This is a genomic window from Streptomyces sp. Ru62 (assembly GCF_002920615.1).
Taxonomy (GTDB): Bacteria; Actinomycetota; Actinomycetes; order Streptomycetales; family Streptomycetaceae; genus Streptomyces.
Genome location: NZ_PQSU01000056.1, coordinates 17,647 through 39,558, shown reverse-complemented (window position 1 = coordinate 39,558; position 21,912 = coordinate 17,647). Strand labels below are relative to the sequence as shown.

Annotated in this window: 25 protein-coding genes; 18 read left to right on the top strand and 7 right to left on the bottom strand. The window is 72.9% G+C overall.

Features of this window, described 5'->3' with window-relative positions; genetic code table 11:
• Window positions 1-28: 28 nt before the first annotated feature.
• Window positions 29-496 (bottom strand): RDD family protein, encoded by a 468-nt coding sequence (locus C3492_RS41760; protein ID WP_030656644.1) that lies wholly within the window; start codon window positions 494-496, stop codon window positions 29-31.
• Between the two features lie 210 nt (window positions 497-706).
• On the opposite strand from C3492_RS41760, the gene glnA reads away from it, so the two are divergent.
• The gene (gene glnA / locus C3492_RS41755) at window positions 707-2,116 is read left to right on the top strand and encodes a type I glutamate--ammonia ligase (protein WP_103817802.1); all 1,410 of its coding nucleotides are present in this window, start codon (window positions 707-709) and stop codon (window positions 2,114-2,116) included.
• Window positions 2,117-2,188: 72 nt separating this feature from the next.
• Here the strand turns inward: glnA and C3492_RS41750 are convergent, their stop codons facing one another.
• Window positions 2,189-2,779, bottom strand: a complete 591-nt coding sequence (locus tag C3492_RS41750; RefSeq protein ID WP_103817801.1) for a cysteine hydrolase family protein — start codon at window positions 2,777-2,779, stop codon at window positions 2,189-2,191.
• A 141-nt stretch (window positions 2,780-2,920) separates the two neighbouring features.
• On the opposite strand from C3492_RS41750, the gene C3492_RS41745 reads away from it, so the two are divergent.
• From C3492_RS41745 to C3492_RS41725, 5 genes are all read left to right on the top strand, one after another.
• Window positions 2,921-3,880, top strand: a complete 960-nt coding sequence (locus tag C3492_RS41745; RefSeq protein WP_374938434.1) for a GlxA family transcriptional regulator — start codon at window positions 2,921-2,923, stop codon at window positions 3,878-3,880.
• 99 nt (window positions 3,881-3,979) lie between these two features.
• A complete protein-coding gene (locus tag C3492_RS41740; RefSeq protein WP_103817799.1) occupies window positions 3,980-4,234 on the top strand; it encodes a hypothetical protein in 255 nt (84 codons plus the stop codon).
• Between the two features lie 48 nt (window positions 4,235-4,282).
• Complete coding sequence (locus C3492_RS41735) at window positions 4,283-5,659, top strand: hypothetical protein (RefSeq protein ID WP_103817798.1); 1,377 nt, start codon at window positions 4,283-4,285, stop codon at window positions 5,657-5,659.
• A 129-nt stretch (window positions 5,660-5,788) separates the two neighbouring features.
• On the top strand, window positions 5,789-6,709 hold the full coding sequence (htpX, locus tag C3492_RS41730; RefSeq protein WP_103817797.1) for a zinc metalloprotease HtpX: 921 nt from the start codon (window positions 5,789-5,791) through the stop codon (window positions 6,707-6,709).
• A gap of 3 nt (window positions 6,710-6,712) precedes the next feature.
• Window positions 6,713-7,297 carry a hypothetical protein gene (locus C3492_RS41725; RefSeq protein ID WP_103817796.1) on the top strand — a complete coding sequence of 195 codons (585 nt, stop codon included), beginning with the start codon at window positions 6,713-6,715 and terminating at the stop codon, window positions 7,295-7,297.
• Window positions 7,298-7,316: 19 nt separating this feature from the next.
• Here C3492_RS41725 and C3492_RS41720 read toward each other — a convergent pair whose 3' ends face one another.
• Window positions 7,317-7,598 (bottom strand): hypothetical protein, encoded by a 282-nt coding sequence (locus C3492_RS41720; RefSeq protein ID WP_103817795.1) that lies wholly within the window; start codon window positions 7,596-7,598, stop codon window positions 7,317-7,319.
• 191 nt (window positions 7,599-7,789) lie between these two features.
• Between C3492_RS41720 and C3492_RS41715 the strand changes: the two genes are divergently transcribed.
• Complete coding sequence (locus C3492_RS41715; RefSeq protein ID WP_103817794.1) at window positions 7,790-8,971, top strand: winged helix DNA-binding domain-containing protein; 1,182 nt, start codon at window positions 7,790-7,792, stop codon at window positions 8,969-8,971.
• Window positions 8,972-9,024: 53 nt separating this feature from the next.
• Here the strand turns inward: C3492_RS41715 and C3492_RS41710 are convergent, their stop codons facing one another.
• On the bottom strand, window positions 9,025-9,339 hold the full coding sequence (locus tag C3492_RS41710) for a hypothetical protein (RefSeq protein ID WP_059263820.1): 315 nt from the start codon (window positions 9,337-9,339) through the stop codon (window positions 9,025-9,027).
• A gap of 163 nt (window positions 9,340-9,502) precedes the next feature.
• Here C3492_RS41710 and C3492_RS41705 point away from each other — a divergent pair, with 163 nt between their 5' ends.
• The gene (locus C3492_RS41705; RefSeq protein WP_181140839.1) at window positions 9,503-9,874 is read left to right on the top strand and encodes an arsenate reductase family protein; all 372 of its coding nucleotides are present in this window, start codon (window positions 9,503-9,505) and stop codon (window positions 9,872-9,874) included.
• 119 nt (window positions 9,875-9,993) lie between these two features.
• Window positions 9,994-10,707: a hypothetical protein gene (locus tag C3492_RS41700; RefSeq protein ID WP_103817792.1), complete on the top strand. Its 714-nt coding sequence runs from the start codon at window positions 9,994-9,996 to the stop codon at window positions 10,705-10,707.
• Window positions 10,708-10,710: 3 nt separating this feature from the next.
• Here the strand turns inward: C3492_RS41700 and C3492_RS41695 are convergent, their stop codons facing one another.
• Entirely contained in the window at window positions 10,711-11,565 is an 855-nt protein-coding gene (locus tag C3492_RS41695) for an alpha/beta fold hydrolase (protein WP_103817791.1), read from the bottom strand.
• A gap of 67 nt (window positions 11,566-11,632) precedes the next feature.
• Between C3492_RS41695 and C3492_RS41690 the strand changes: the two genes are divergently transcribed.
• The 5 genes from C3492_RS41690 (at window position 11,633) to C3492_RS41670 (ending at window position 17,532) form a co-directional block, all read left to right on the top strand.
• On the top strand, window positions 11,633-12,097 hold the full coding sequence (locus C3492_RS41690) for a MarR family transcriptional regulator (RefSeq protein WP_103817790.1): 465 nt from the start codon (window positions 11,633-11,635) through the stop codon (window positions 12,095-12,097).
• 198 nt (window positions 12,098-12,295) lie between these two features.
• On the top strand, window positions 12,296-13,327 hold the full coding sequence (glnII, locus tag C3492_RS41685) for a glutamine synthetase (RefSeq protein WP_103817789.1): 1,032 nt from the start codon (window positions 12,296-12,298) through the stop codon (window positions 13,325-13,327).
• A 494-nt stretch (window positions 13,328-13,821) separates the two neighbouring features.
• Entirely contained in the window at window positions 13,822-14,397 is a 576-nt protein-coding gene (locus C3492_RS41680; RefSeq protein WP_103817788.1) for a winged helix-turn-helix domain-containing protein, read from the top strand.
• A gap of 375 nt (window positions 14,398-14,772) precedes the next feature.
• Window positions 14,773-15,792 (top strand): NAD-dependent epimerase/dehydratase family protein, encoded by a 1,020-nt coding sequence (locus tag C3492_RS41675; RefSeq protein ID WP_181140837.1) that lies wholly within the window; start codon window positions 14,773-14,775, stop codon window positions 15,790-15,792.
• 180 nt (window positions 15,793-15,972) lie between these two features.
• The gene (locus C3492_RS41670; protein WP_103817786.1) at window positions 15,973-17,532 is read left to right on the top strand and encodes a DUF1996 domain-containing protein; all 1,560 of its coding nucleotides are present in this window, start codon (window positions 15,973-15,975) and stop codon (window positions 17,530-17,532) included.
• A gap of 88 nt (window positions 17,533-17,620) precedes the next feature.
• On the opposite strand, the gene C3492_RS41665 is transcribed toward C3492_RS41670, so the two are convergent.
• Complete coding sequence (locus C3492_RS41665) at window positions 17,621-18,013, bottom strand: hypothetical protein (RefSeq protein ID WP_181140836.1); 393 nt, start codon at window positions 18,011-18,013, stop codon at window positions 17,621-17,623.
• 114 nt (window positions 18,014-18,127) lie between these two features.
• Between C3492_RS41665 and C3492_RS41660 the strand changes: the two genes are divergently transcribed.
• The 4 genes from C3492_RS41660 to C3492_RS41645 are packed head-to-tail and all read left to right on the top strand — an operon-like array spanning window position 18,128 to window position 21,527.
• Window positions 18,128-18,628, top strand: a complete 501-nt coding sequence (locus C3492_RS41660) for a tetratricopeptide repeat protein (RefSeq protein WP_258056211.1) — start codon at window positions 18,128-18,130, stop codon at window positions 18,626-18,628.
• A gap of 49 nt (window positions 18,629-18,677) precedes the next feature.
• Complete coding sequence (locus tag C3492_RS41655; protein ID WP_103817785.1) at window positions 18,678-20,591, top strand: hypothetical protein; 1,914 nt, start codon at window positions 18,678-18,680, stop codon at window positions 20,589-20,591.
• A 9-nt stretch (window positions 20,592-20,600) separates the two neighbouring features.
• Window positions 20,601-20,801: a hypothetical protein gene (locus C3492_RS41650; protein WP_374938433.1), complete on the top strand. Its 201-nt coding sequence runs from the start codon at window positions 20,601-20,603 to the stop codon at window positions 20,799-20,801.
• A gap of 36 nt (window positions 20,802-20,837) precedes the next feature.
• On the top strand, window positions 20,838-21,527 hold the full coding sequence (locus tag C3492_RS41645; RefSeq protein ID WP_103817784.1) for a TetR/AcrR family transcriptional regulator: 690 nt from the start codon (window positions 20,838-20,840) through the stop codon (window positions 21,525-21,527).
• Between the two features lies 1 nt (window position 21,528).
• Here the strand turns inward: C3492_RS41645 and C3492_RS41640 are convergent, their stop codons facing one another.
• Window positions 21,529-21,891, bottom strand: a complete 363-nt coding sequence (locus C3492_RS41640; RefSeq protein ID WP_103817783.1) for a 5-carboxymethyl-2-hydroxymuconate Delta-isomerase — start codon at window positions 21,889-21,891, stop codon at window positions 21,529-21,531.
• Between the last annotated feature and the right edge of the window lie 21 nt (window positions 21,892-21,912).

Here is a 21,912-nt window from a genome sequence, read left to right as displayed (position 1 = left end):
CCGATCCTTCTCACGGCCGTCCTGACCGTCAGATGCGTACCTCGACCGTCTTCGCGAGCCGGTCGTGCAGGCCGCGGCCGTCGCGGTCCCAGATCAGGGCGGGGATCGCGAGGCAGAGCAGGACCGTGCGCAGCAGGGCGCGTCCCGGGTTGACCGTGCCGGTCCGGAGGGCGACGACCCGGATGCCGAAGAGTCGCTTGCCGGGGGTGAAGCCGACCGTGCCGACGGTCAGGGCGCTCAGGACGAAGAAGACGCCGAGCGCCCAGTTGCTCGTAGCGGGGCTGTAGCCGTCGGTGATCAGGCCGTATGCGATCAGGACGCACAGCGCCCAGTCCACGGCGATCGCGCCGAGGCGCCGTCCGGGCCGTGCGATCGAGTTCGGTCCGTGCTCCGGGAGACCGAGCTGTTCACCGCGGTACCCGAAGTCGGCGCCCGCCTCTTCCATGGCCGCGCGCGGCCCGGAGAGCCACGATCCGATTGCCTGCCTGTTGTCCACGCCTCCACGGTACTGTGCCCGGTTTCGGGCACTACGCACAGGGGTGTGTCGGGGCTACGGTGGACACGTGGCCGGTTAACTTCTGCGAAACAAATGGGTCACGCCCGAGAAATCACCCGTCCCTAGGGTCGAGACCAGCGTGTGCCACCGCACTGGCCGCACGAACGATCTACCACCCCGGCGAGGACGGTCGGGAGTAGGAGGAGCTGGATGTTCCAGAACGCCGACGAGGCCAAGAAGTTCATCGCGGACGAGGACGTCAAGTTCATCGACGTCCGCTTCTGCGACCTGCCGGGCGTCATGCAGCACTTCACGGTGCCCGTTGAGGCGTTCGACCCGGACGAGGAGCTGGCCTTCGACGGATCGTCGATCCGTGGTTTCCAGGCCATCCACGAGTCCGACATGGCTCTGCGCGCCGACCTGTCCACCTCCCGTGTGGACCCGTTCCGCCGCGACAAGACCCTCAACATCAACTTCTTCATCCACGACCCGATCACGGGCGAGCAGTACTCCCGTGACCCGCGCAACGTGGCGAAGAAGGCCGAGGCGTACCTGGCCTCGACCGGGATCGCGGACACCGCGTACTTCGGCCCCGAGGCCGAGTTCTACGTCTTCGACAGCGTGCGTTTCGCCACCTCCGCGAACGAGTCCTTCTACCACATCGACTCCGAGGCGGGCGCCTGGAACACCGGCGCCCTGGAGAACAACCGTGGATACAAGGTCCGCTACAAGGGCGGCTACTTCCCGGTGGCTCCGGTCGACCACTTCGCCGACCTGCGCGCCGAGATCTCCCTGGAGCTGGAGCGGTCCGGTCTGAAGGTCGAGCGCCAGCACCACGAGGTGGGCACGGCCGGCCAGGCGGAGATCAACTACAAGTTCAACACCCTGCTCGCCGCCGCCGACGACCTCCAGCTCTTCAAGTACATCGTGAAGAACGTCGCCTGGCGCAACGGCAAGACCGCGACCTTCATGCCGAAGCCGATCTTCGGTGACAACGGCTCGGGCATGCACGTGCACCAGTCGCTGTGGAGCAACGGCGACCCGCTGTTCTACGACGAGGCCGGTTACGCGGGCCTGTCGGACACCGCCCGCTACTACATCGGCGGCATCCTCAAGCACGCCCCGTCGCTGCTGGCCTTCACCAACCCGACGGTGAACTCGTACCACCGTCTGGTGCCGGGCTTCGAGGCTCCGATCAACCTGGTGTACTCGCAGCGCAACCGCTCCGCCGCGATGCGCATCCCGATCACGGGCTCCAACCCGAAGGCCAAGCGCGTCGAGTTCCGCGCGCCCGACTCCTCCGGCAACCCGTACCTGGCCTTCTCGGCCCTGCTCCTCGCGGGCCTGGACGGCATCAAGAACAAGATCGAGCCGGCCGAGCCGATCGACAAGGACCTGTACGAGCTGGCTCCCGAGGAGCACGCCAACGTCGCCCAGGTCCCGACCTCGCTGAACGCCGTCCTCGATGCGCTGGAGGCCGACCACGAGTTCCTCCTCCAGGGCGACGTGTTCACGTCCGACCTGATCGAGACGTGGATCGACTTCAAGCGCACCAACGAGATCGCCCCGCTCCAGCTGCGTCCGCACCCGCACGAGTTCGAGCTGTACTTCGACGTGTGACAGACGCGCCGAGGCGCTGACCGAGGCCCCGCCGCTCCCCCGGGAACGGCGGGGCCTCGGCGTTCGACGGGCTCAGGCCCGCACGGACGCCGACGGTACGACCACGCCGTAGAGGTCGGCGACGGTGGCGAGGGCGCTGTGGTGGAGCTGCTCCGCGGTCACCTCGCCGAGCGGCGTCCGCAGCGGGCGGGTCGCGCAGGCGTCGGCCACCACGGTGGGGCGGTTGCCGCGCAGGAACGCGCCCTGCGCGGTGAACAGGACGCACATGTGGGTCATGAAGCCGGCGATCACCACGTCCTGGTGGCCGGCGGCGTCCACGTGCTCGGCGAGGTCGGTGCCGTGGAACGCGTCGGGGGCGGTCTTGACGACGACTGCTTCGCCGTCGAGGGGGGCGACGCGGGGGTGGATGCGACCGATCTCGGCCCGGATGTCGTACGGGGTGCCCGGGCCGCCGTCGTGGACGACGTGGATCACCCGGGCGCCCGCGTCCCGTGCCGTCGCCAGCAGTCCGGCCGCCGCGTCGAGGGCGGCGTCCCAGCCCGCCAGTTCCAGTACGCCCCGTGTGTAGGTGTTCTGGTAGTCGACCAGGATCAGCGTGGAGCCGGCGAGCGAGGCCGGGGTCTGGTCGAGGCCGTTCAGGTCGCGCAGGGTCGTGCTGGGCATGGCAGCCCCTCCTCGGGTGGTGGCGTGGGTACGGCGATCACGCTAGGCAGCCGCCCCGCATGGCAGCAATGTCAGGTAACTTGCAGATCCGGACATCCGGAGGGGGAGGGCGTGGGCGGGAGCCGGCGGTTCGTGGTGATCATGCTGTTCGACGGCGTCGACCTGCTGGACGTCACCGGGCCGCCGGAGGTGTTCGCCCTGTTCCGCCGCGAGGGCGGCGAGGAGACCGGTTACGAGGTGGCTCTGGCCGCCGCCACCCTGGACCCGGTCACCACCGCCGCCGGGGTGCGGGTGCTGCCCGACCTCACCTTCGCGGACGCGTCGGGGCGTGCCATCGACACGCTGCTGGTGCCGGGCTCGGTCGAGGTCGACGAGGAGCGGCGGGTGCACGCCCTGGCCGACCCCGCCGTCGTCGCCTGGGTACGGACGCTCGCCGCCCGCAGCCGGCGCGTCGCCTCCGTCTGCGTGGGCGCCCACCTGCTCGCCGCCGCCGGTCTGCTGGACGGCAGGCGGGCCACCACCCACTGGTCGACCGCCCGGCAGCTCGCCGCCGAGCACCCCTCGGTCGAGGTCGACGCCGACCCGATCTTCATCCGGGACGGCGGGGTGTGGACCGGCGCGGGCATCAGTGCCTGCCTGGACCTGGCCCTCGCGCTGGTCGCCGAGGACTTCGGGGAGGCCGTCGCCCTGCGGGTCGCCCGGCAGCTGGTCATGTACCTGAAGCGGCCGGGTGGGCAGAGCCAGTTCAGCGTGCCCGTCGAACCCGTCTCGGCCACCCCGCGCATGGCCGGCCTGCGCCATGTCGTCGCCGAGCACCTCGCCGGGCCGCTGACCCTCGCCGACCTGGCCCGGCACGCCCACCTCAGCGAGCGACAGCTCGCCCGGATCTTCAAGGCGGAGCTCGGCATGACCCCGGCCGCCTACGTCGAGGCGGCCCGTGTCGAGGCGGCCCGGAACCGGCTCGAAACCACGGACGACACCCTGGACCGCGTCGCCTCCGCGTGCGGCTTCGGTACGACCGACACGCTGATCCGGGCGTTCCGCCGCACGCTCGACACGACACCCACGGAGTACCGGAGCCGTTTCCGCCGCTCCGGCTGACCGGCTTCCGCCCCCGTGCAACCTTTCCCGCTTCCCAGACTTCCTATTGTCGGGAGATCATCCCTCCGGACCGTGTCGGACGAGAGAGGTTGAACGGGGATGCCGGAACAGAACGACTGGGAGCGCGAGTTCGATCACACCTGGGCGAACTCCGCCGAGCACAAGGAGCCCTCCGCCCGGGCCCGCATGCTCGCCGCCCGCTGGAAGGAGAACCCGCCGGACCCGGCGCCCTTCCGCGCCGACCCGGACCCGGTGCCGCGCCGGTCCTCCTGGGTCTCGACGGCCGTGGTCCTCGGCTGCGTGGCCGTGGTCATCGTGCTGCTGGGGTACGCGCAGATGCGTTCGCCGTACTAGGAGCCGAGCCGGAAGAATCGAGCGGGCGACACGAGCAGGAGGCGTACATTGCGGGAGGGCGTCGCGGCGGCACTTCGCCTCGCCGAGGGCGCGGCGCTGCCGGACGTCCTCGACACCGGCGACCCGGCGGCCTGGCTGGAGCTGGACGAGGGCGTGCGGGCGGTGGAGTGGAGCGGGCCGTCGGCCCACGGCTGGGAGCGGTCGGCCGACGAGCGCGCCCTGCTCGCCGCCCTGGCCGCCGGCGATCCGCTGAGCGACGCCCGGCTCGCCGTCGCCCTGTGCCACCGAGACGGCAGGGTCCGGCACCGTGCGCTGGGCCGGGTCGCCGGCCGTCCGGCGCTGCTCCCCCTCGTGGTCGTGCGGTGCACCGACTGGGCGGAGCCGGTGCGGGCACGGGCCCGGGACCGGCTCACCGAGGCGCTGGACGCCGTAACGGCCGCACCGCTCGCCCCGCTGGTCCGGCGCCTGGGCGACCGTCACCGCGGCGACTTCGCCATGGGCCTGCTCGGTGACGTGCTGCGGCGGGCGCCCCGGGAGCGGCTGGCCCCGCTGCTCGCGTCCGGTGACCGTACGGTACGCCGGTTCGCGTACGGGCTCGCCGTCGAGGAGGGCTTCCTCTCCGCCGCCGAACTGGCCCGCGCCGCCGCCCGCGACGACGACGCCGTCGTACAGACGCTGTGCGCGGACGCGGCGCTCACCTCCGTCACGCACGACACCGCGGCGGAGGTGCTGGACGCTCTGCTCGGCGCCCGCAGCCCGCAGGCCCGGTCGGCCGGCGTGACCGCGCTGCGGCGGCTGGACCGGCCGGACCGGGCGGCGGACTTCCTCGCGGACCGGTCGGCGCTGGTGCGGGCCTGCGCCCGCTATGTCCTGCGGCAGCACGGGACCGATCCGCTGTTCTGGTACCGGGCGCGCTGTGCGGGGGCCGCCGACCCGGTGCTGCCGCCCGGTGCCGCGATCGGGCTCGCGGAGTGCGGGACGCGCGCGGACGCCGCCCTGCTGTGGCCGCTGCTGGATCATCCGGCACCGGGGGTGCGGGCACGGGCCGTGGCCGGGCTGCGGACGCTGGACGTGACGGACGTACGGCGGATGTGGCGAATGCTGGACGACCCGGCACCCGGCGTGGTGCGCGAGACCACGCTCGCCCTGCTGCCGTCGGCCGCCGGACTGCCGGAGCGGGAACTGCTGCGGCGGCTGGATCCGGCACGCCCCCGCTGGGTGCGGGTGTCGGCGTGGCGGCTGCTGTACGCGCACGGCGAGGTCGTACGCCTGCGGGCGGCCGTGGCGCTGCTCGGCGATCCCGACGAACGGCTGCGGACGCGGGCAGAAGCGGTGGTGCGGAGCGCACTGCGCTGGGGAGTGGGGAGCCGGTCGGAGCCGGAGGTCGTCCGACTGCTGGTCCGGGGCCGCGCCCTGCTGGGCTGACCCACGGCACCGCACCGGTGACACACAGGGACATTTTGCTGCTCCTGGGGACGTTCCGGACCAGCTCATGGCAATGCGCAGGTGCACACTGGACAGCGGGACGAGTGCCTGACTGCGGGGTGATGCAAGATGCGGAGCCGGTTCCGGAGCGATCGGCGACTGACCGTGCGCATGGGTCTCACGCTGTTCCTGCTCGGGCTGCTGTACGTGGGCTTCGTCGCCGCACTGATCGTGCTGCTGAAGTCCTGGGTGCTGGTCGCCTTCCTGATCGGGGCGCTGTTCGTGGCGCAGTTCTGGTTCTCCGACCGGATCGCGATGTTCGCCATGCGCGGGCGGGTCGTGGAGCGGGAGGAGTATCCCGAGCTGCATGCCGTGGTCGACCGGCTGTGCGCCATCGCGGACATGCCCAGGCCGGTGGTCGCCGTGTCCGCGATGGACATGCCGAACGCGTTCGCGACCGGGCGCAGCCCCGAGCACGCGGTCGTCTGTGTGACCACCGGGCTGCTGCGCCGGCTGGAGCCGGCGGAGCTGGAGGGCGTGCTCGCGCACGAGCTGTCGCACGTGCGGCACAAGGACGTCGCGGTGATCACGATCGCGTCGTTCCTCGGGGTGCTCGCGGGCCTGATCGTGCGGTTCGCCTTCTACTCCCAGGTCTTCGGCGGCGGCCGCCGGGACCAGAACACCGCCGCCGTGTTCGCCGCCGTGCTGGGCGTCTCGGCGGCCGTGTACGCGATCAGCTTCCTGCTGATCCGGTCGCTGTCCCGGTACCGGGAGCTGGCGGCGGACCGCGCTGCGGCGCACCTGACCGGCCGGCCCTCGGCGCTGGCGGCGGCGCTCACCAAGGTCTCCGGGGAGATCGCGAGGATCCCGACCAAGGACCTGCGCACGGCGCAGGCGTTCAACGCGTTCTACTTCACCCCGGCGACCGGCCGGGAGCCCGGCATCGAGCGGTTCTTCTCCACGCACCCGACCCTGGAGCAGCGGCTGGAGCAGCTGGCCCGGATCTCGGCGGAGCTGGGCGAGGCCGCCACCCCGGGGAAGGCGGGCTGACCGTTGGGGCTGCTGGACATCCTGCTCGGCCGTACGAAACCGGTCGCGCCCGATCTCGACCGGCTCTTCGCGCTGCCGTCGGCGGCCGTGACGCTGGAGGCGGCGGCGGGATTCACGCCGACCGGGGGCGGGGCGGTGTGCTTCGCCACGGTGGAGGGCGCGGCCTTCGAGCAGATGCACCGTGAGGTGCAGGCACTGCTGGACGCGGACATCGACCGGGCCGGCCCGCCGGTGGAGCTGCGCCGGGACGCCTACGGCTACTCCTGGCTGGTGTCCCAGCGCTCCCCCGACCAGCTGCCCGAACTGGTCAACGATCTGCACGCGGTGAACAGTTCGCTGGAGGTCAACGGCTTCGGCCCGCAGTTGCTGTGCTCGCTGGCCGGGTTCACGGACGGCACCGGCCGGAAGCTGGCTCTCGTCTACCTCTACAAGCGCGGCACGTTCTATCCGTTCGCCCCGCTGCCCGGCACCGCCGAGCGGCGGGACACCGCGCTGGAACTGCAGCTCAGGGCCACGCTCGGGAACGATCTGCGGATCGAGCAGGACCTCGGCCGCTGGTTCCCGGTGTGGGGCGCCCCCGGCCTGTGACGGCCGGCGACGCCCCCGGTCACTTCCTGCTCTTCTCCCGCTCCTGCCGCCGGGCCTCGACGGGCCGCTCACGGCGGTAGCGGCGCTCCCACTTGGCCTGCCGGTCCCGGCGGTCCCGGTACGCCCGGTAGCTGTCGGGCGGGGGACCGGCGCCGGTGCCGGCCGGGGGCGTGGTGCCGGGCGAGCCACGGCCGTGCGTCGCGTACAGATACAGCAGGGCGACGGCGGCGAGCCACCAGAGACGGTTTCCGGTTCCGAGGATCACCAGGACGACGGTCCCGGTCGCGAGAATGCCACGCATGACGGACCTCCTGGGGTGAGTGGCGGGGATGCTTCCGTTCGCCCAGCGTAGAGAGGCCGTGACGGTCCGTGCACCCCGTTTTTCCGGGGCGCACCACGAGGCGCGCCACGAGGCGTCCCCCTCCTCCGCGCGTTGTCAGTGGCACCGGCGACCATGGCGGCAAGGCATCGTGAGTCGAAGGGGAGGCCGGTATGACGGAGGGACGGCGGTACGTCGACGTGGCGGAGCGGCGGGCCCGGCTGGCCGTGCGGCACCGGCTGGCCGGGGCGGCACGGGCGACGACGCCCGAGGAGGTCGCGGCCTGTCTGGTCGCCCTGCACGGCTCGGACCCGGCGACCGTGCACCTGGCGGTGGCCGCCCGGCTGACCGAACCCGCCAAGGCGGTGGCGGAGACGGAACGGGCGCTGTACGAGGACCGCACGCTGGTGCGGATGCACGGCATGCGGCACACGGTGTTCGTGTTCCCGGCGGACCTGACGGCCGTCGTCCACGCCTCGACGGGCCTCACGGTGGCCGCCCGTGAGCGCGCGGCCCTGCTGCGGGACATGGCGCTGGCCGGTGCCCCGGACGCGGCGTGGCTGGCGGAGGTCGAGGAGGCCACGCTCGCCGCGCTGGCCCGGCGTGGCCAGGCGACGGCGGCGGAGCTGGCGGCGGACGAGCCCCGCCTGCGCGAACGGTTCGTCCACTCGGCCGGGAAGAGCTACGAGGGCGTCCACACGGTCTCGACCCGCCTGCTGCGCGTGCTCGGGGTGGAGGGCAAGGTGGTCCGGGGCCGCCCGCTCGGCTCCTGGACGTCGAGCCAGTTCCGCTGGGCGCCGGCGCCGCCCCACCCCGAGCTGGACGCGGCCGGGGCCCAGGCGGCCCTGCTGCGCCACTGGCTGCGGGCGTGCGGCCCGGCGACCGAGGCGGACCTGAAGTGGTGGACGGGCTGGACGCTCCGGGAGGTCCGCCGCGCGCTGGCGGCCATCGGCGCCGAGGAGGTCTCCCTGGACGAGGGCACGGGTTACGTCGACGCCGGGGACGCGGAGCCGGTGACGGGCCCCGGCGCGCCCTGGGCGGCGCTGCTGCCCGCCCTGGACCCCACGGCCATGGCCTGGCAGCACCGCGACTGGTATCTGGACCCGGCGCTGCGCCCCCTGCTCTTCGACCGCAGCGGCAACGTGGGTCCGACGGTGTGGTGGAACGGCCGCGTGGTGGGCGGCTGGGCCCAGCGCGCGGACGGCGAGATCGTCTGGCGGATCCCGGAGGAGGGCGTCCGCAGGGAGGCCGCGGCCGAGGTCACGGCGGAGGCGGAGCGCCTGCGCGACTGGCTGGGCGCGGCCCGGGTCACCCCGCGCTTCCGGACCCCGCTGGAGCGGGAACTGACGGCGTGACGGCGCCAGGTGCCCCGCGCCGGTGACGCGGGGCACCCGGCGGCACGGCCGGCTCAGCGCGAGTAACGCATCAGTGCCCGCACCATGTGGCACGTGGTGTCGGACGGCGGGCGCATCCCGATCCGCTCCGCCGTGCCGCGGATCGTCTCGTTCCGGGCCTGGTCCGGGAGATACACGCCAGAGTCGAGCAGGGCTATGGCCAGGCGCATGGCCTTCAGACGCCGGTTGTGCGTGACGTACCACTCGCGCGGCCGGCCGGCCGGCAGCGGTCGCTTCGCCACGGGCTCGTAGGGCGAGTCGAACAGCACGGAACGCTGGGCGGTGGACTGGGTCGGCAACGGCTTGGGCTTCAGGGCGGCAGCGGGCACAGGCATCCTCCTGTCGCGGTCAGGGCACGCACCGGGGTCCGGCGCGCACCCTCGAACACTGCTTCCATTCTACGGGCCACCACTGACAAAAGCCGCTGGCCACAAGGGCTTTCGGGGCTCCAGTGACGGGGGTGCCGAACGGGTTTCGCGTACCGTGTGCGGCATGGAGATCTGGATCAATCCCGCCTGTTCCAAGTGCCGCAGCGCGATCAGCCTGCTCGACGCCGAGGGGGCCGAGTACACCGTCCGCCGCTACCTGGAGGACGTGCCGAGCGCCGACGAGATCAGGGCCGTGCTCGACCGGCTGCACCTCGAACCGTGGGACATCACCCGCACCCAGGAGCCGGCCGCCAAGGAGCTGGGGCTCAAGGAGTGGCCGCGGGACGAGAGCGCGCGGGACCGCTGGATCACCGCGCTGAGCGAGCACCCCAAGCTGATCCAGCGCCCGATCATCACGGCGGACGACGGTACGGCACTGGTGGCCCGCAGCGAGGAGGCCGTACGGGAGGCCATCTCGCACGGCGGCAAGGGCTGAGACCGGGTCAACTCCGGCGTGACACAGGTCACTTCAGTGACTCCTGCGACCGCTGAGTAACCTCGTTCGGTATCTCGTACATAGCGGCGTACGCTCCCCTACCTCTTCAGGAGGCGCGCATGTCGCGCAGGAGAACTCTCGGTACGAAGAAGAAGCTCGCGCTGCTCGTCGGTGCCGCGGCGGTGGCGGGTGGCGGGGCCTTCGCCCTGGCGTCCACCTCCAACGCCGCGCAGAGCCCGCAGAACGCCAGGACGCTGTCGGCCGGGGACTCGACCGTCTGCCAGGGGCTGGCCACGGCCCTCGGCAACAACGAGAGGTTCATCGCGGACCAGAAGGCGAAACCGGACGCCCAGTCGGCGGCCCGGATCGCCAACCGGCAGGCGGTCATCGAGCAGATCAAGGTCCAGCAGAAGGCGTCCGGTTGCACCGTTGGGGAGTCGGCTCAGGGCTCCCAGGCGGCGCAGGGCGGCGACGCGGGCCAGGGCGCGGGACAGCAGGGCGGCGGCCAGCAGGCCGGGGGCGCCCAGCAAGGCGCTGACCAGCAGGCCGGGGGCGCCCAGCAGGGCGGCGGTCAGCAGGCGGCCGGCCAGCAGGTGTGCAAGGGCTCCACCGTGACGCTCTCCGGCGAGGGCGGCGCCCCGGCCGCGTCCAGCAACCAGTTCCCGGCGGGGACGACCCTGAAGGTCACCAACCTGGACAACAACAAGTCCACCACGGTGAAGGTGACGTCCGTCTCCGGCAGTTGCGTCCTGCTCAACAACACGGCCTTCGAACAGGTCCGGGAACCGGGCAAGTTCCTCATCCGGCGCGCGGTGATCGAGAAGGTGGGGTGAGGCTCAGGGAGCCGACAGGAAACCGGTGAGGTGGCGGACGAGGGCCGGCGGTGCCGTCTGCGGCAGCGCGTGGTGGGAGACGTCCGGCAGTACGGCCGTCTCCACGCGCGGCAGCAGCGCACCGGCCCGCGCCACCACCTCGTGAGGGTCATGGGTCCTGCTGTTCGCGGCCGCGAGCAGCAGGACCGGCATCCGCAGGGCGCGCAGCGCGTCCGGCGCCGGCCGCGGGCCGGTCACCGGCTTCGCTGCCGGGAAGCCGGCGGCGGCCTCCTGGAGGGCCAGCCAGTCGGGGTCCAGCGCCGCTCCCCCGCTCTCCCACTCCAGGAAGGCGCGGACCCGGCGGGGTGCGGGCCGCAGCAGCATCGGCAGCGCGTGCAGCAGGTACGCCGTCTTGAACCCGGCGAAGCACTGGGTCGGGTCCAGCAGGAACAGACGGCGCACCCGGGCGGGCGCGCGCAGCGCGTGGTGCAGGGCGATCCAGCCGCCGTAGGAGTGGCCGCCGACGTCGGTCGCGGTGATACCGAGGCCGTCCAGGACGGCGTCCAGCCAGTCGGCCAGGTCGGCGACCGTACGGGGGTGGCGGTCGCCGGCCCGGCTCAGTCCGGGCGCGCCGGGGAGGTCCACGGCGTGCACCCGGCGGATCCGGGCGAGGCCGGCGGCCTGCGCGTACCAGGAGGCGGAGGTCGCTCCCCCGCCGCCCGGCAGCAGGAGCAGCGGCGGCGCGTCACGCGGGCCGCAGACGTTGACGTGGGCCTCGCCGAAGGGCGTGGCGACCGTCAGCGCCTCGCGGTCGGCGGGCCACTTCGCCAGGACCTTGTCGTACGCAACCCGGTACGCCCCGCCGTCGTGTCCGGCCATGGCGCCTCCCTTATTATCTCGCTCAGCAAGATGTTCGCCGAGCGAGATGATAGCCGGGAGGCTCTCCGTGTCCACCCCGTCCGGCCCCGCCGAGGGGCCCGAGCTGGAGATCGTCCACCTGCTGCGCGCCGCCACCGTGGAACTCGGCCTGCACAGTGCCCGGTTCGCGCACCGGAACGGCATGCACCCCACGGACGTGCGCGCCCTGATCGCGCTCATGGACGCGCGGCGCGCGGGCGAGGAGATGAGCGCCGGGCGGCTCGGTGGCGTGCTCGGGCTCAATTCGGCGGGTACGACCGCGCTCGTCGACCGGCTGGAGGGGGCCGGGCTGGTGCGCCGGGTGCGCGGGGAGCGGGACCGGCGCAGGGTCGTGATCGACGTGGAGGACCGCGCGGTGGAGCTCGGCTGGGCCTTCTTCGGGCCGCTGATCGAGCGGTCGGCGCAGCTGCTGCGCGGCTACGACGACCACCAGCGGGCGGCGATCCGGGACTTCCTCACCGGCGTACGCGAGGCCGCCGCCCGAGCGCAGTGAAACGGCCCCTGCCCACCCGGCTCCGCCTCACCACGTGAGCCGGGGCACAGAACGACCAGGTAACACGGGGTTCACAGACGGGCAATGGCCGGGAAACGGCCTGTTGACAGGCTGCCCGGCAGATCGAGCGGCGCACCGGTGCCGCAGCGCCGCAGCACCCGCCGGTGCACCCGACCCACCCCCGAAGGATGTGGCCCCGTGACCTTCAAGGCTGAGTACATCTGGATCGACGGCACCGAGCCGACGGCCAAGCTGCGTTCCAAGACGAAGATCATCACGGGTGCTCCGGCCGGTCTCGACGCGCTGCCGATCTGGGGCTTCGACGGCTCCTCCACCAACCAGGCCGAGGGCCACTCCTCCGACTGCGTGCTCAGGCCGGTCTTCACCTGCCCGGACCCGGTGCGCGGCGGCGACGACGTCCTGGTGCTGTGCGAGGTGCTCGACACCGACATGAAGCCGCACCCGTCCAACACCCGGGCCGCGCTGGCCGAGGTCGCCGAGCGGTTCGCCGCGCAGGAGCCGATCTTCGGCATCGAGCAGGAGTACACCTTCTTCGACGGCTCCCGCCCGCTGGGCTTCCCCGAGGGCGGCTTCCCGGCCCCGCAGGGCGGTTACTACTGCGGTGTCGGCGCCGACGAGATCTTCGGCCGGGAGGTCGTCGAGGCCCACCTGGAGAACTGCCTGAAGGCCGGTCTCGGCATCTCCGGCATCAACGCCGAGGTCATGCCGGGCCAGTGGGAGTTCCAGGTCGGCCCGCTCTCCCCGCTGGAGGTCTCCGACCAGCTCTGGGTGGCCCGCTGGCTGCTGTACCGCACCGCCGAGGACTTCGGCATCTCCGCGACCCTGGACCCGAAGCCGGTCAAGGGCGACTGGAACGGCGCGGGCGCCCACACCAACTTCTCCACCAAGGCCATGCGCGAGGGCTACGCCGCCATCATCACCGCGTGCGAGTCGCTCGGCGAGGGCTCGAAGCCGCTGGACCACGTGAAGAGCTACGGCGCCGGCATCGACGAGCGGCTGACGGGCCTGCACGAGACCGCCCCCTGGGACAAGTTCTCCTACGGCGTCTCCGACCGCGGGGCCTCGGTCCGCATCCCGTGGCAGGTCGAGAAGGACGGCAAGGGCTACATCGAGGACCGCCGCCCGAACGCCAACGTCGACCCGTACGTGGTGACCCGCCTGCTGGTGGACACCTGCTGCACCGCGCTGGAGAAGGCCGGCCAGGTCTGATCCGTACCGCCGCGTCCGAGGGGCGCCCGCCGTGTCGGCGGGTGCCCCTCGCGCGCGTCACGCCCCCGTCCCTGCTCCGACGCTGTCCGGGGATTGAGACGGCGATCCGGCCACCGATGGGCCGTGGCAGGCCGCTGACCAGGGCGGAAAGCCGGGGTTCAGGGTGGACACAACGTCAATTTCACGCCAAGGAAGCGTCCAAGCAGTGAGAGGAGGCTCCTGCCCGGCGCACGCCTCTGCTTCAATGGGCGCATGGCCGGCTTCCAGCAGATCACCGCGACGGGTCGCCACGACCTTGAGCCGTTCTGGCCTTCCCGTCAGCACCACGACTTCGACCGTGTGTGTCGCCCCGCGAGGAACGCGCGGGCCCTCTAAAGCCGTACACCCCGGCCTTCGGCCAGCGCGGAACGACGTACGTCCTCCGGCGCGCCCGACCACGAATCGCGGCCGCCGCACCTCCCGACGAACTCCTCGCGCGAAAGAGCTGACCTCTCATGGCGACCTCCCGTTCCCTGTCCACCGCCACCCTGACCGCCCCCGCCGCGAACGGCACCCGGCACCGGCTGCGCGCCGTCGACCGGGACGAGGTGGTGGACGTCGCTGACTTCCTGCCGCCCGGCGCCACCTGGCTGCCCGCGCCGCAGCACGCCCTGCCGACCCTCCCGGGCCAGCCGCCGATGGTCGGCTACCTGGTGCTGGTCCCGGCCGACCAGCGGCCCCCGTTCCTGCCGGTCGCGGTCCCGGACCAGCCGGAGACCGAGGCGGACCCCGGCACCGAACCGCTGGTGCGGATCGACCCCGTGCGGCGCACCGCCAGCGTCGACGGCCGTGAACTCGACCTGACCTACCTGGAGTTCGAGCTGCTGGCGCACCTGGTGGCGCACCCGCACCGGGTGCACACCCGCGACCAGCTCGTCACCACGGTGTGGGGCTACGGCCACGTCGGCGACGGCCGCACCGTCGACGTCCACATCGCCCGGCTGCGCCGCAAGCTGGGCGCCGAGCACCGCCAGGCGATCCAGACGGTGCGCCGGGTCGGGTACAAGTACACCCCGCCGACGGCCCACTGACCGTCCCGCCACCGACAGGACGCCGTCTCCCACGGACCTGGACCCCGCCGACCGCCCGGTCCGGGGCCCCGGCCCCAACGACCGTACGGCCCCTGGCGGGATCGCCGACTCGGACAACCGCACGACCCCGTCGGGGCCCCGGGTTCCGCCGACCACTCGGTCCCGGGGCCCCGGCTTCGACGACCGCACGGCTCAGGTGGACTCCCGGGGTCCGCCGACCGCTCAGTCCGGGCGCGGCCCCGGGCCCGAAGGCCGCACGGCCCAGGCGGAACCCCCGGCTACGGCGCCCCCGCGCCAACGCCCACTCCTCACCGGCCGTTCTGCCCTCGGCAGAGCCCCGCGCCGTCACGAGGCCGGGCCGGGCACGATCCCGGTATGAGACTTCTTGTGCTGGGCGGGACGGAGTTCGTGGGGCGGGCCGTGGTGGAGGCGGCGCTCGGACGTGGCTGGGAGGTGACCGTCTTCCACCGGGGACGGCACCAACCACCGGCCGGGGTGCGGTCGTTGCACGGCGACCGCACCGCGCCCGACGGCCTCGCCGCCCTCGCGGCGGACGGCGGCGAGGGCTGGGACGCCGTGGTGGACACCTGGTCGGCCGCCCCGCGTGCCGTGCACGAGGCGGCCCGGCTGCTGCGCGGCCGGGCCGGGCGGTACGCGTACGTCTCCAGCCGGTCGGTGTACGCCTGGCCCTGGCCGCGCGGCGGCGCGGAGGACGCCCCGCTGGTCGAGGGCGCCGCCGCTGACGCCGGGGCGACGGACTACGCGCGGGACAAGCGCGGCGGCGAGCTGGCCGCCGTCGGGGCCTTCGGCGCGGCTGCCTCGCTGCTGGTCCGGGCCGGGCTGATCCTCGGCCCGTACGAGAACGTCGGCCGGCTGCCCTGGTGGCTGACCCGGATCGCCCGCGGCGGCCCGGTCCTGGCCCCCGGCCCGCGGGACCTGCCCGTGCAGTACGTCGACGTGCGCGACCTCGCCGATTGGCTGCTCGGCGCGCTGGAGCGCGGGCTGTCCGGGCCGTACAACCTGGTGAGCCCGCCCGGCCACACCACCATGGACGAGCTGCTCCAGGCGTGTCTGCGGGTCACCGGCGCGGACGCGGAGCTGCGCTGGACCGACCCGGAACCGATCCTGGAGGCCGGGATCGAGCCGTGGACCGAGCTGCCGGTGTGGGTGCCGCCGGGCGGCGAGATGTACGACGCCGTGCACCGCGCGGACGTGTCGCGGGCGGTGGCCACGGGGCTGGTGTGCCGGCCGGTGGGCGAGACCGTCGCGGACACCTGGCGGTGGCTGACGGAGATCGGCGGCAGCGCGCCCCGGCGCCCGGACCGGACCCGCAAGGGCCTGGACCCGGAGGTGGAGGCGAAACTGCTGGCACGGACCGGGCACGGCCCGACATGACCGCCGATGTCCGTGAACTTCCGTGGCAGGTCCGGCCGTTGGGGCTGCTGTCACACGGTGGTTCCGTGAGGAATTCGTGAGACCGCTGAACACCTCGGGGGCGGCGTCCGTATGGAAGGGCGCCGCTTCACTCCTGTCGGGCGCCTCGATGCTGCCCCGCAAGGAAGTCAGAGGAGTTCCATGGGACGCAACACACGAAAACGCCGTACGCCGCTGGCCACCAAGGCCATAGCCGCATCGGCGGCCCTAGCGCTCGGTGGGGGCGGGCTGATCTGGGCGAACTTCTACGCCTCGGCTCACGAGTCGGACAACCAGTCGTGGGGAGGCAACCAGACGAAGGCCGCGACGGCGCAGGTCGCGACCATCTCCTGCCCGGACGTGGGCCAGAAGCTCACCAACGTGCCGGCGCAGGCCCGTACCGAGGTCGCCGGGGAACTGGCCAACCTCGACCGCCAGATCACCGACGCCTACCAGCGTCTGGCGACCACGCGGGACGCACAGGCCAGGGACGCGAGTTTCGTGCAGAACTCCATCCTGCAACCGCTGCAGGACCGGCGGAAGGCGATCCTCGACCGGATCAGACTGGAGATCACCCGCGTCGGCGGCACCGCTCCCAGCAGCCTGGACACCCTGGCCACCTGCACGGCGCAGAACGCCAACCAGACCACCGCCGGCGGCCAGCAGCAGAACGGCGGTCAGCAACAGGGCGGTCAGCAGCAGGGTGGTCAGCAGCAGAACGGCGGTCAGCAGCAGGGCGGTCAGCAGCAGAACGGCGGCCAGCAGGGGCAGAACGGCCAGCAGGGCAACATCGGCGGGCAGGCCGGCAACGGCCCGGTCGCGGCCGACTTCGTGGACATCACCAAGGTCCAGGCGAACGTCAAGGCCAAGCCGCGTGCCGGCCGCAACGCCTCCACCGGCAGCTTCACCACGCGCTGCGGTGTGAACGCCAACAAGAACCACAACACCGACAACGTGATCGTGGCGCCGGGCGTGGCCAACGGCGCGCACCACCTGCACGACTACGTCGGAAACCAGAAGGTCAACGCCTTCTCCAGCAACCAGACCTTCCTCCAGGCCGCCACGAGCTGCCAGAACCAGAGCGACCTGTCGTCGTACTACTGGCCGGTGGTCCGGGTCCAGGACGGCACCCAGGACTTCGACCAGAACGCCGACGGCGGTGGCAAGGAAGGCAACGTCGGCCGCATCCTGACCCCGGTGCAGGCGCAGATCAAGTACGTGGGCAGCCCGCGGAGCAAGGTCGTGTCGATGCCGCAGTTCCTGCGGATCATCACCGGTGACGCCAAGACCACCACCAACGGTCTGGCCAACGCCAACGCGCACTGGAGCTGCACCGGCTTCGAGAACAAGGTCCAGCTGACCACGCAGTACCCGATCTGCCCGCAGGGCAGCAAGGTGGTGCGGACGTTCGCCTTCCAGAGCTGCTGGGACGGCCAGAACGTCGACAGCGCCAACCACCGGACGCACGTCGCGTTCGCCGACGCCAACGGCAACTGCCAGAACGGCTTCAAGGCGATCCCGCAGCTGACGATGCGCCTGGTGTACAACATCACGCCGCCCACCATCCAGAACGGCCAGGTGAAGAACGCCTACGCGGTGGACGGGTTCCCGGAGCAGCTGCACAAGGCGGCCACGGACCACGACGACTTCATCAGCGTCACGAAGAACGGTCTGGCCAACAAGATCGCCAACTGCGTCAACCGCGGTCAGAACTGCTCATGATCCCGTAACGGGCGCAGGACAGAAGGCCGGTGACGGATCCCCCTCCCGTCACCGGCCTTCGTCGTGCCCTCGCGCCCGGGCGCGCTCGTCAGCCGCTGTGCGCGTGGTGGTCGGCGCCGTCCTCCAGGTCGCCACCCAGCCTGCCGCGCAGCGCCTTGACCACCCCGTCGTCGCCGACGGCGACCCACTTGCGGCCGACCAGGTAGTGACCGCCGTAGTCCTTGGCGTCGTTGATCCACTCGCGCTGGCCGCGGTCGGTGGCGAAGGTGGCGAGGATGAACCTGCCCTCCCCGGTGCGGCAGATGGCCTGGCGGATCTCGTCCGCGTCGGTCTGCATGTTCGGCGCGCACTTCACCTGGGCGGCCAGATGCTCCAGGCTGCCGGTCGCGGTCGGCGGCACGGACTCCGTCTTCCCGCCCGAGCCGCAGCCCGCCAGCGTCAGTACGGCCGCCGCGCCGAGCAGCAGTCCTGTCAACCTCATCTGTTCCTCCGGTCCGGTGTGCCAAGCATGCCCCAGCGCCTTCGGATACGGCTCCCGCGCGCGCTGCGCTCAAATCCGGTGACCGGGCGCGCACGGCTGTGCGAAGGTGACGCGGTGAACCAGAACTGGGAAGACCGCGTGACCGCCGCCTGGGCCGCCTTCGACGCGTATCCGGAGGAGCGCGCGCACGAGTTCCGCGCGCTGATCGACAGCCTTGTCGCCGAACTGCCGGGCGACAGCCCGCTCGGCCCCTTCGAGCAGGCCTGCGCCTGGGACTCCACCGGCCGCTCCGACAAGGCGGTGCCGCTGTACCGGGAGGCCCTGGCCCGCGGACTCGACGGGTACAAGGGCCGCCGGGCGAAGATCCAGTTGTCGAGCTCGCTGCGGAACACCGGTCGGGCGGAGGAGGGCGTCGAACTCCTCACCCCCGAACTGGACGCCACGTCCGACGAGTTGGACGACGCGGTGCGGGCCACTCTCGCCCTGTGCCTGTCCAGCCTCGGCCGCGACCGCGAGGGCCTGTCCCTGGTGCTCGGCGCGCTCGCCCCCCATCTGCCGCGTTACCAGCGGTCGATGGCGAACTACGCGCGCGCCCTGGTCGAACCCCGGGTGTGAACCACTCGTCCGGCGGTGACCAACCGCCGGCTCGCTCGTTCTCCCGGACGTGCAGTCACAGGATGTATCCCAGCGTCACGCACCCTCCCCCGCCGGGAGCGCCGGTCCGGTCGACGTCGAACAGGCCGAGGCCGCGCTCGTCGAGCACTACCCCAGGCTGGTCCGGCTGGCCTACCTGGTGCTGCCGCCGGACCTCGGCCGCAGCCGCCGGGTCCTGACCGCACACGCCCTCGTCCAGCGCGCCCTGCCCCGGGGCCGCACACAGCCGTCCGTGATCCCGGCCCAGGCCGCCGGCCGGGACGGCGACCCCGGGTACGCCTACCTGCGCGAACGGATCCTGCGTACGGCCCTGGAGGCGGCCCGCCCCCGCAAGGGCCTGCCCCGGCTCGCCCCGCCGCTGCTCCCCCAGGTGTGGGGCCTGAGACTGTTCCCGCGCTCCGGCGGCGCCGACGAACTCGCCCTGGACCAGCGGCTGTCCGCCCTGCCCGGCCCGGCCCGCGCCGCCTACGTGCTGCGCGGCCTGGAGAAGCTGCCCGACCCGGACATCCGCGACCTGCTCGACGCCGCCGGGGTCCCCGACCCGGGCGGCGCGCTGGCCTCGGCGAACAGTGTGCCCATGCAGCCGGGGCTGCTCTCCTCCCCGGAGTTCGACCCGTGCTCGCTCCAGGCCCGGCCCACCGATCTGATGCGCCGCCGCCGGCACGCCAAGGCCGCCCTCGCCGCCGCTGCGGCGCTCGCCGTGTGCGGCGCGCTGGTCGCCCTGCCGGGCGACGGCTGGGGCCCCGACGGCGCCGCCGCGCCCTCCTACGCCGGGAACCCGGCCGCCGAGGCCGCCCTCGACCCCGGCAAGGTGACCCGGGTCTCCCCCACCGCCTGGCGGACCTCGGCGCGTACCGACTTCTCCGTGTGGCCCGCGCGCGGCCCGCTCACCGGCGACAAGGCCCTGCTGCGCCGCGCCCTCGCCGTCTGGGCCCGCCCCGGGGAGACGGTCCGCGTCTCGGCGACCCCGGGCACCCAGACCGGCGGCCCGGCCGGCCCGCCCCAGTTGCTGTACGCGGGCGAGGTCGACACCGCCCGGGTGGTGATCCTCTACGACGGCCTGCGCATCGCCCGCTACGCCGAGCCGGAGAACGGCACGCGGGGCGCGGCACTGGACTTCGCCCGCGTCGACGGCGCGACGGGCGCCGGGGCGAGCGCACTGGTGCTGGGCCGCTCCGACGGCAACGTCCGCTACCTGACCGCCCCGTGGGTGACGAAGGCGGCGCAGCGGGACCTGACGAAGCCGGACGCGGGGGCGACGCCGCTCACCCTCGCCGACGGTGTCACCGCGCCGCTGGCCAGCCCCGCCGTACGGACCGGCGGCTGCACCTCGTGGACCGTGCTCCAGCTGACCGACGCCTCCGGCACCCGGCTCACCACCGACCTGGGCGAGCTGGTCCCGGCCCACCTCACGGCCGGGACGCCCGGCGCGGCCGGGGAGGCGTCCGGTGCGCGGGGGCTGCGCACCTGGGCGCCGTTCGCCTGCTCCCTGGCGGGCGAGCGCTCGTCGGGCGTCCGGAGCGTCAACGCCTGGGCGTTCGCCGAGCAGCCGCTGCCCGAGGGCAGGGGGTCCGGTGCATGGGTGTGCACCCGGGCGGAGACCTGGCGCGGCGACGGTACGGCCGCGCTGGCCCAGTTCCGCACGCCGGGCGGGGCGGCCGGGGCGGTCGTCGCCAAGGGCACGGATGTGCCGGCCTGCGGGCCGCGTGCTCCTCATGTGCTGGCCGGGGTGCTGTGGAAGTCGCCGGCCGGGAGCTGGTACCTGCTCGCGGCGGGCAGTGAGGGGACGTCGGCGGTCTCGGCGACGGGCGGGGTCACGGGGTCCGCTCAGGGGCCGCTGCTCGCCGTCAAGGCCGAGCGGGGCGCGCGGGCGGACCTGAAGGGGACCCTGACGGACGGTCGGGAGATCAGTGGACTGCACTAGCTGACACGAGTGTCGCCGCCGACGGCGGCCCGGCATCGCGCCGCCGTCGGCGGCGACACCGGGTTCGAGGTCGAACCGCGTCGCACCGGGCAGGCGTTGACGGTCGCCGCCGACTCCACCGTGCCGGCCGCCGCACGCCGGGAGCTGCCGGACACCGCCCACTCCTGTGAGCAGGGTTTCCGGAGTGATCGCCTGCTGCTCGACATGTGATCACGAGCGGCCGGAACCGATCGGTAAAGTGTTCGCATGAGTACCGGGGTTCGCCGCAGGATGGGCGTCGAGGAACGTCGGCAGCAGCTGATCGGCGTCGCCCTCGACCTGTTCAGCCGACGCTCGCCCGACGAGGTCTCCATCGACGAGATAGCCTCGGCGGCGGGCATCTCGCGGCCGCTCGTCTACCACTACTTCCCGGGCAAACTCAGCCTGTACGAGGCCGCGTTGAAGCGCGCCTCGGAGGACCTCGCGAGCCGCTTCGCCGAGCCGCACGAAGGCCCGCTGGGCGCCCGGCTGCTGCGCGTGATGGGCCGCTTCTTCGACTTCGTGGACGAGCACGGCCCCGGTTTCTCGGCCCTGATGCGCGGCGGCCCGGCCGTCGGCTCCACGACGACCAACGCGCTCGTCGACTCCGTCCGGCAGGCCGCGTACGAACAGATCCTGTCCCATCTGGGCGTGGCCGAGGCCTCCCCGCGCCTGGAACTGGTCGTCCGCTCCTGGATCTCGCTCGCCGAGTCCACGGCGCTGATCTGGCTGGACGGCCGGCGCATCCCGCGCGCCGAGCTGGAGCGGCAGCTCGTGCACGACTTCGCCGCGCTGGCCGCCGTCGGCGCCGCCCACGACGAGGGCATGGCCGCCCTGCTCCGCACGATGGTGCGGGACGAGCCGGCCGACGGCCCCATCGCGGAGCTGGTCGGCCGGCTGCTGTCCCTGGCGCCCTGACCTACCGGTCGAACTTCCGGTACGACGGGTCGAGGTCGCGGATCTCGGCGGAGGCGTGCAGCGTGAACGCCGCGTCCGCCACATGCTCGCGGAGCAGCTCCAGGGCCGTCTCCGTCAGCTTCGCCTTCGTCTCGTCGCTGCGTCCGGCGAGGAGCCCGATCGTCACGTGCACGACGGCGTGCCCGCGCGCCTCGGGGTCCTCGTACCCGAACACCGTGTACGCGCTCGGCCGGAACTGCGTCTTGCAGGCCTCCGGCTTCGCCGCCGCGATCTCCACGGTCGCCTCGTGCAGCGCGCGGGCGAAGCCCGCACGGTCGAAGGCGTTCTCCATGGTGGCGGAGTAGTCGATGGTGATCTGCGGCATGCGCACTCCTGTTCTAGGGCA

Excerpts from the sequence above, each read along its gene's own strand:
- glnA (WP_103817802.1), top strand. The coding sequence starts at position 707 with ATGTTCCAGAACGCCGACGAGGCCAAGAAGTTCATCGCGGACGAGGAC.
- C3492_RS41750 (WP_103817801.1), bottom strand. The coding sequence starts at position 2,779 with ATGCCCAGCACGACCCTGCGCGACCTGAACGGCCTCGACCAGACCCCG.
- C3492_RS41745 (WP_374938434.1), top strand. The coding sequence starts at position 2,921 with ATGCTGTTCGACGGCGTCGACCTGCTGGACGTCACCGGGCCGCCGGAG.
- C3492_RS41740 (WP_103817799.1), top strand. The coding sequence starts at position 3,980 with ATGCCGGAACAGAACGACTGGGAGCGCGAGTTCGATCACACCTGGGCG.
- htpX (WP_103817797.1), top strand. The coding sequence starts at position 5,789 with ATGCGGAGCCGGTTCCGGAGCGATCGGCGACTGACCGTGCGCATGGGT.
- C3492_RS41720 (WP_103817795.1), bottom strand. The coding sequence starts at position 7,598 with ATGCGTGGCATTCTCGCGACCGGGACCGTCGTCCTGGTGATCCTCGGA.
- C3492_RS41715 (WP_103817794.1), top strand. The coding sequence starts at position 7,790 with ATGACGGAGGGACGGCGGTACGTCGACGTGGCGGAGCGGCGGGCCCGG.
- C3492_RS41705 (WP_181140839.1), top strand. The coding sequence starts at position 9,503 with ATGGAGATCTGGATCAATCCCGCCTGTTCCAAGTGCCGCAGCGCGATC.
- C3492_RS41700 (WP_103817792.1), top strand. The coding sequence starts at position 9,994 with ATGTCGCGCAGGAGAACTCTCGGTACGAAGAAGAAGCTCGCGCTGCTC.
- C3492_RS41695 (WP_103817791.1), bottom strand. The coding sequence starts at position 11,565 with ATGGCCGGACACGACGGCGGGGCGTACCGGGTTGCGTACGACAAGGTC.
- C3492_RS41680 (WP_103817788.1), top strand. The coding sequence starts at position 13,822 with ATGGCGACCTCCCGTTCCCTGTCCACCGCCACCCTGACCGCCCCCGCC.
- C3492_RS41675 (WP_181140837.1), top strand. The coding sequence starts at position 14,773 with ATGAGACTTCTTGTGCTGGGCGGGACGGAGTTCGTGGGGCGGGCCGTG.
- C3492_RS41670 (WP_103817786.1), top strand. The coding sequence starts at position 15,973 with ATGGGACGCAACACACGAAAACGCCGTACGCCGCTGGCCACCAAGGCC.
- C3492_RS41665 (WP_181140836.1), bottom strand. The coding sequence starts at position 18,013 with ATGAGGTTGACAGGACTGCTGCTCGGCGCGGCGGCCGTACTGACGCTG.
- C3492_RS41645 (WP_103817784.1), top strand. The coding sequence starts at position 20,838 with ATGAGTACCGGGGTTCGCCGCAGGATGGGCGTCGAGGAACGTCGGCAG.
- C3492_RS41640 (WP_103817783.1), bottom strand. The coding sequence starts at position 21,891 with ATGCCGCAGATCACCATCGACTACTCCGCCACCATGGAGAACGCCTTC.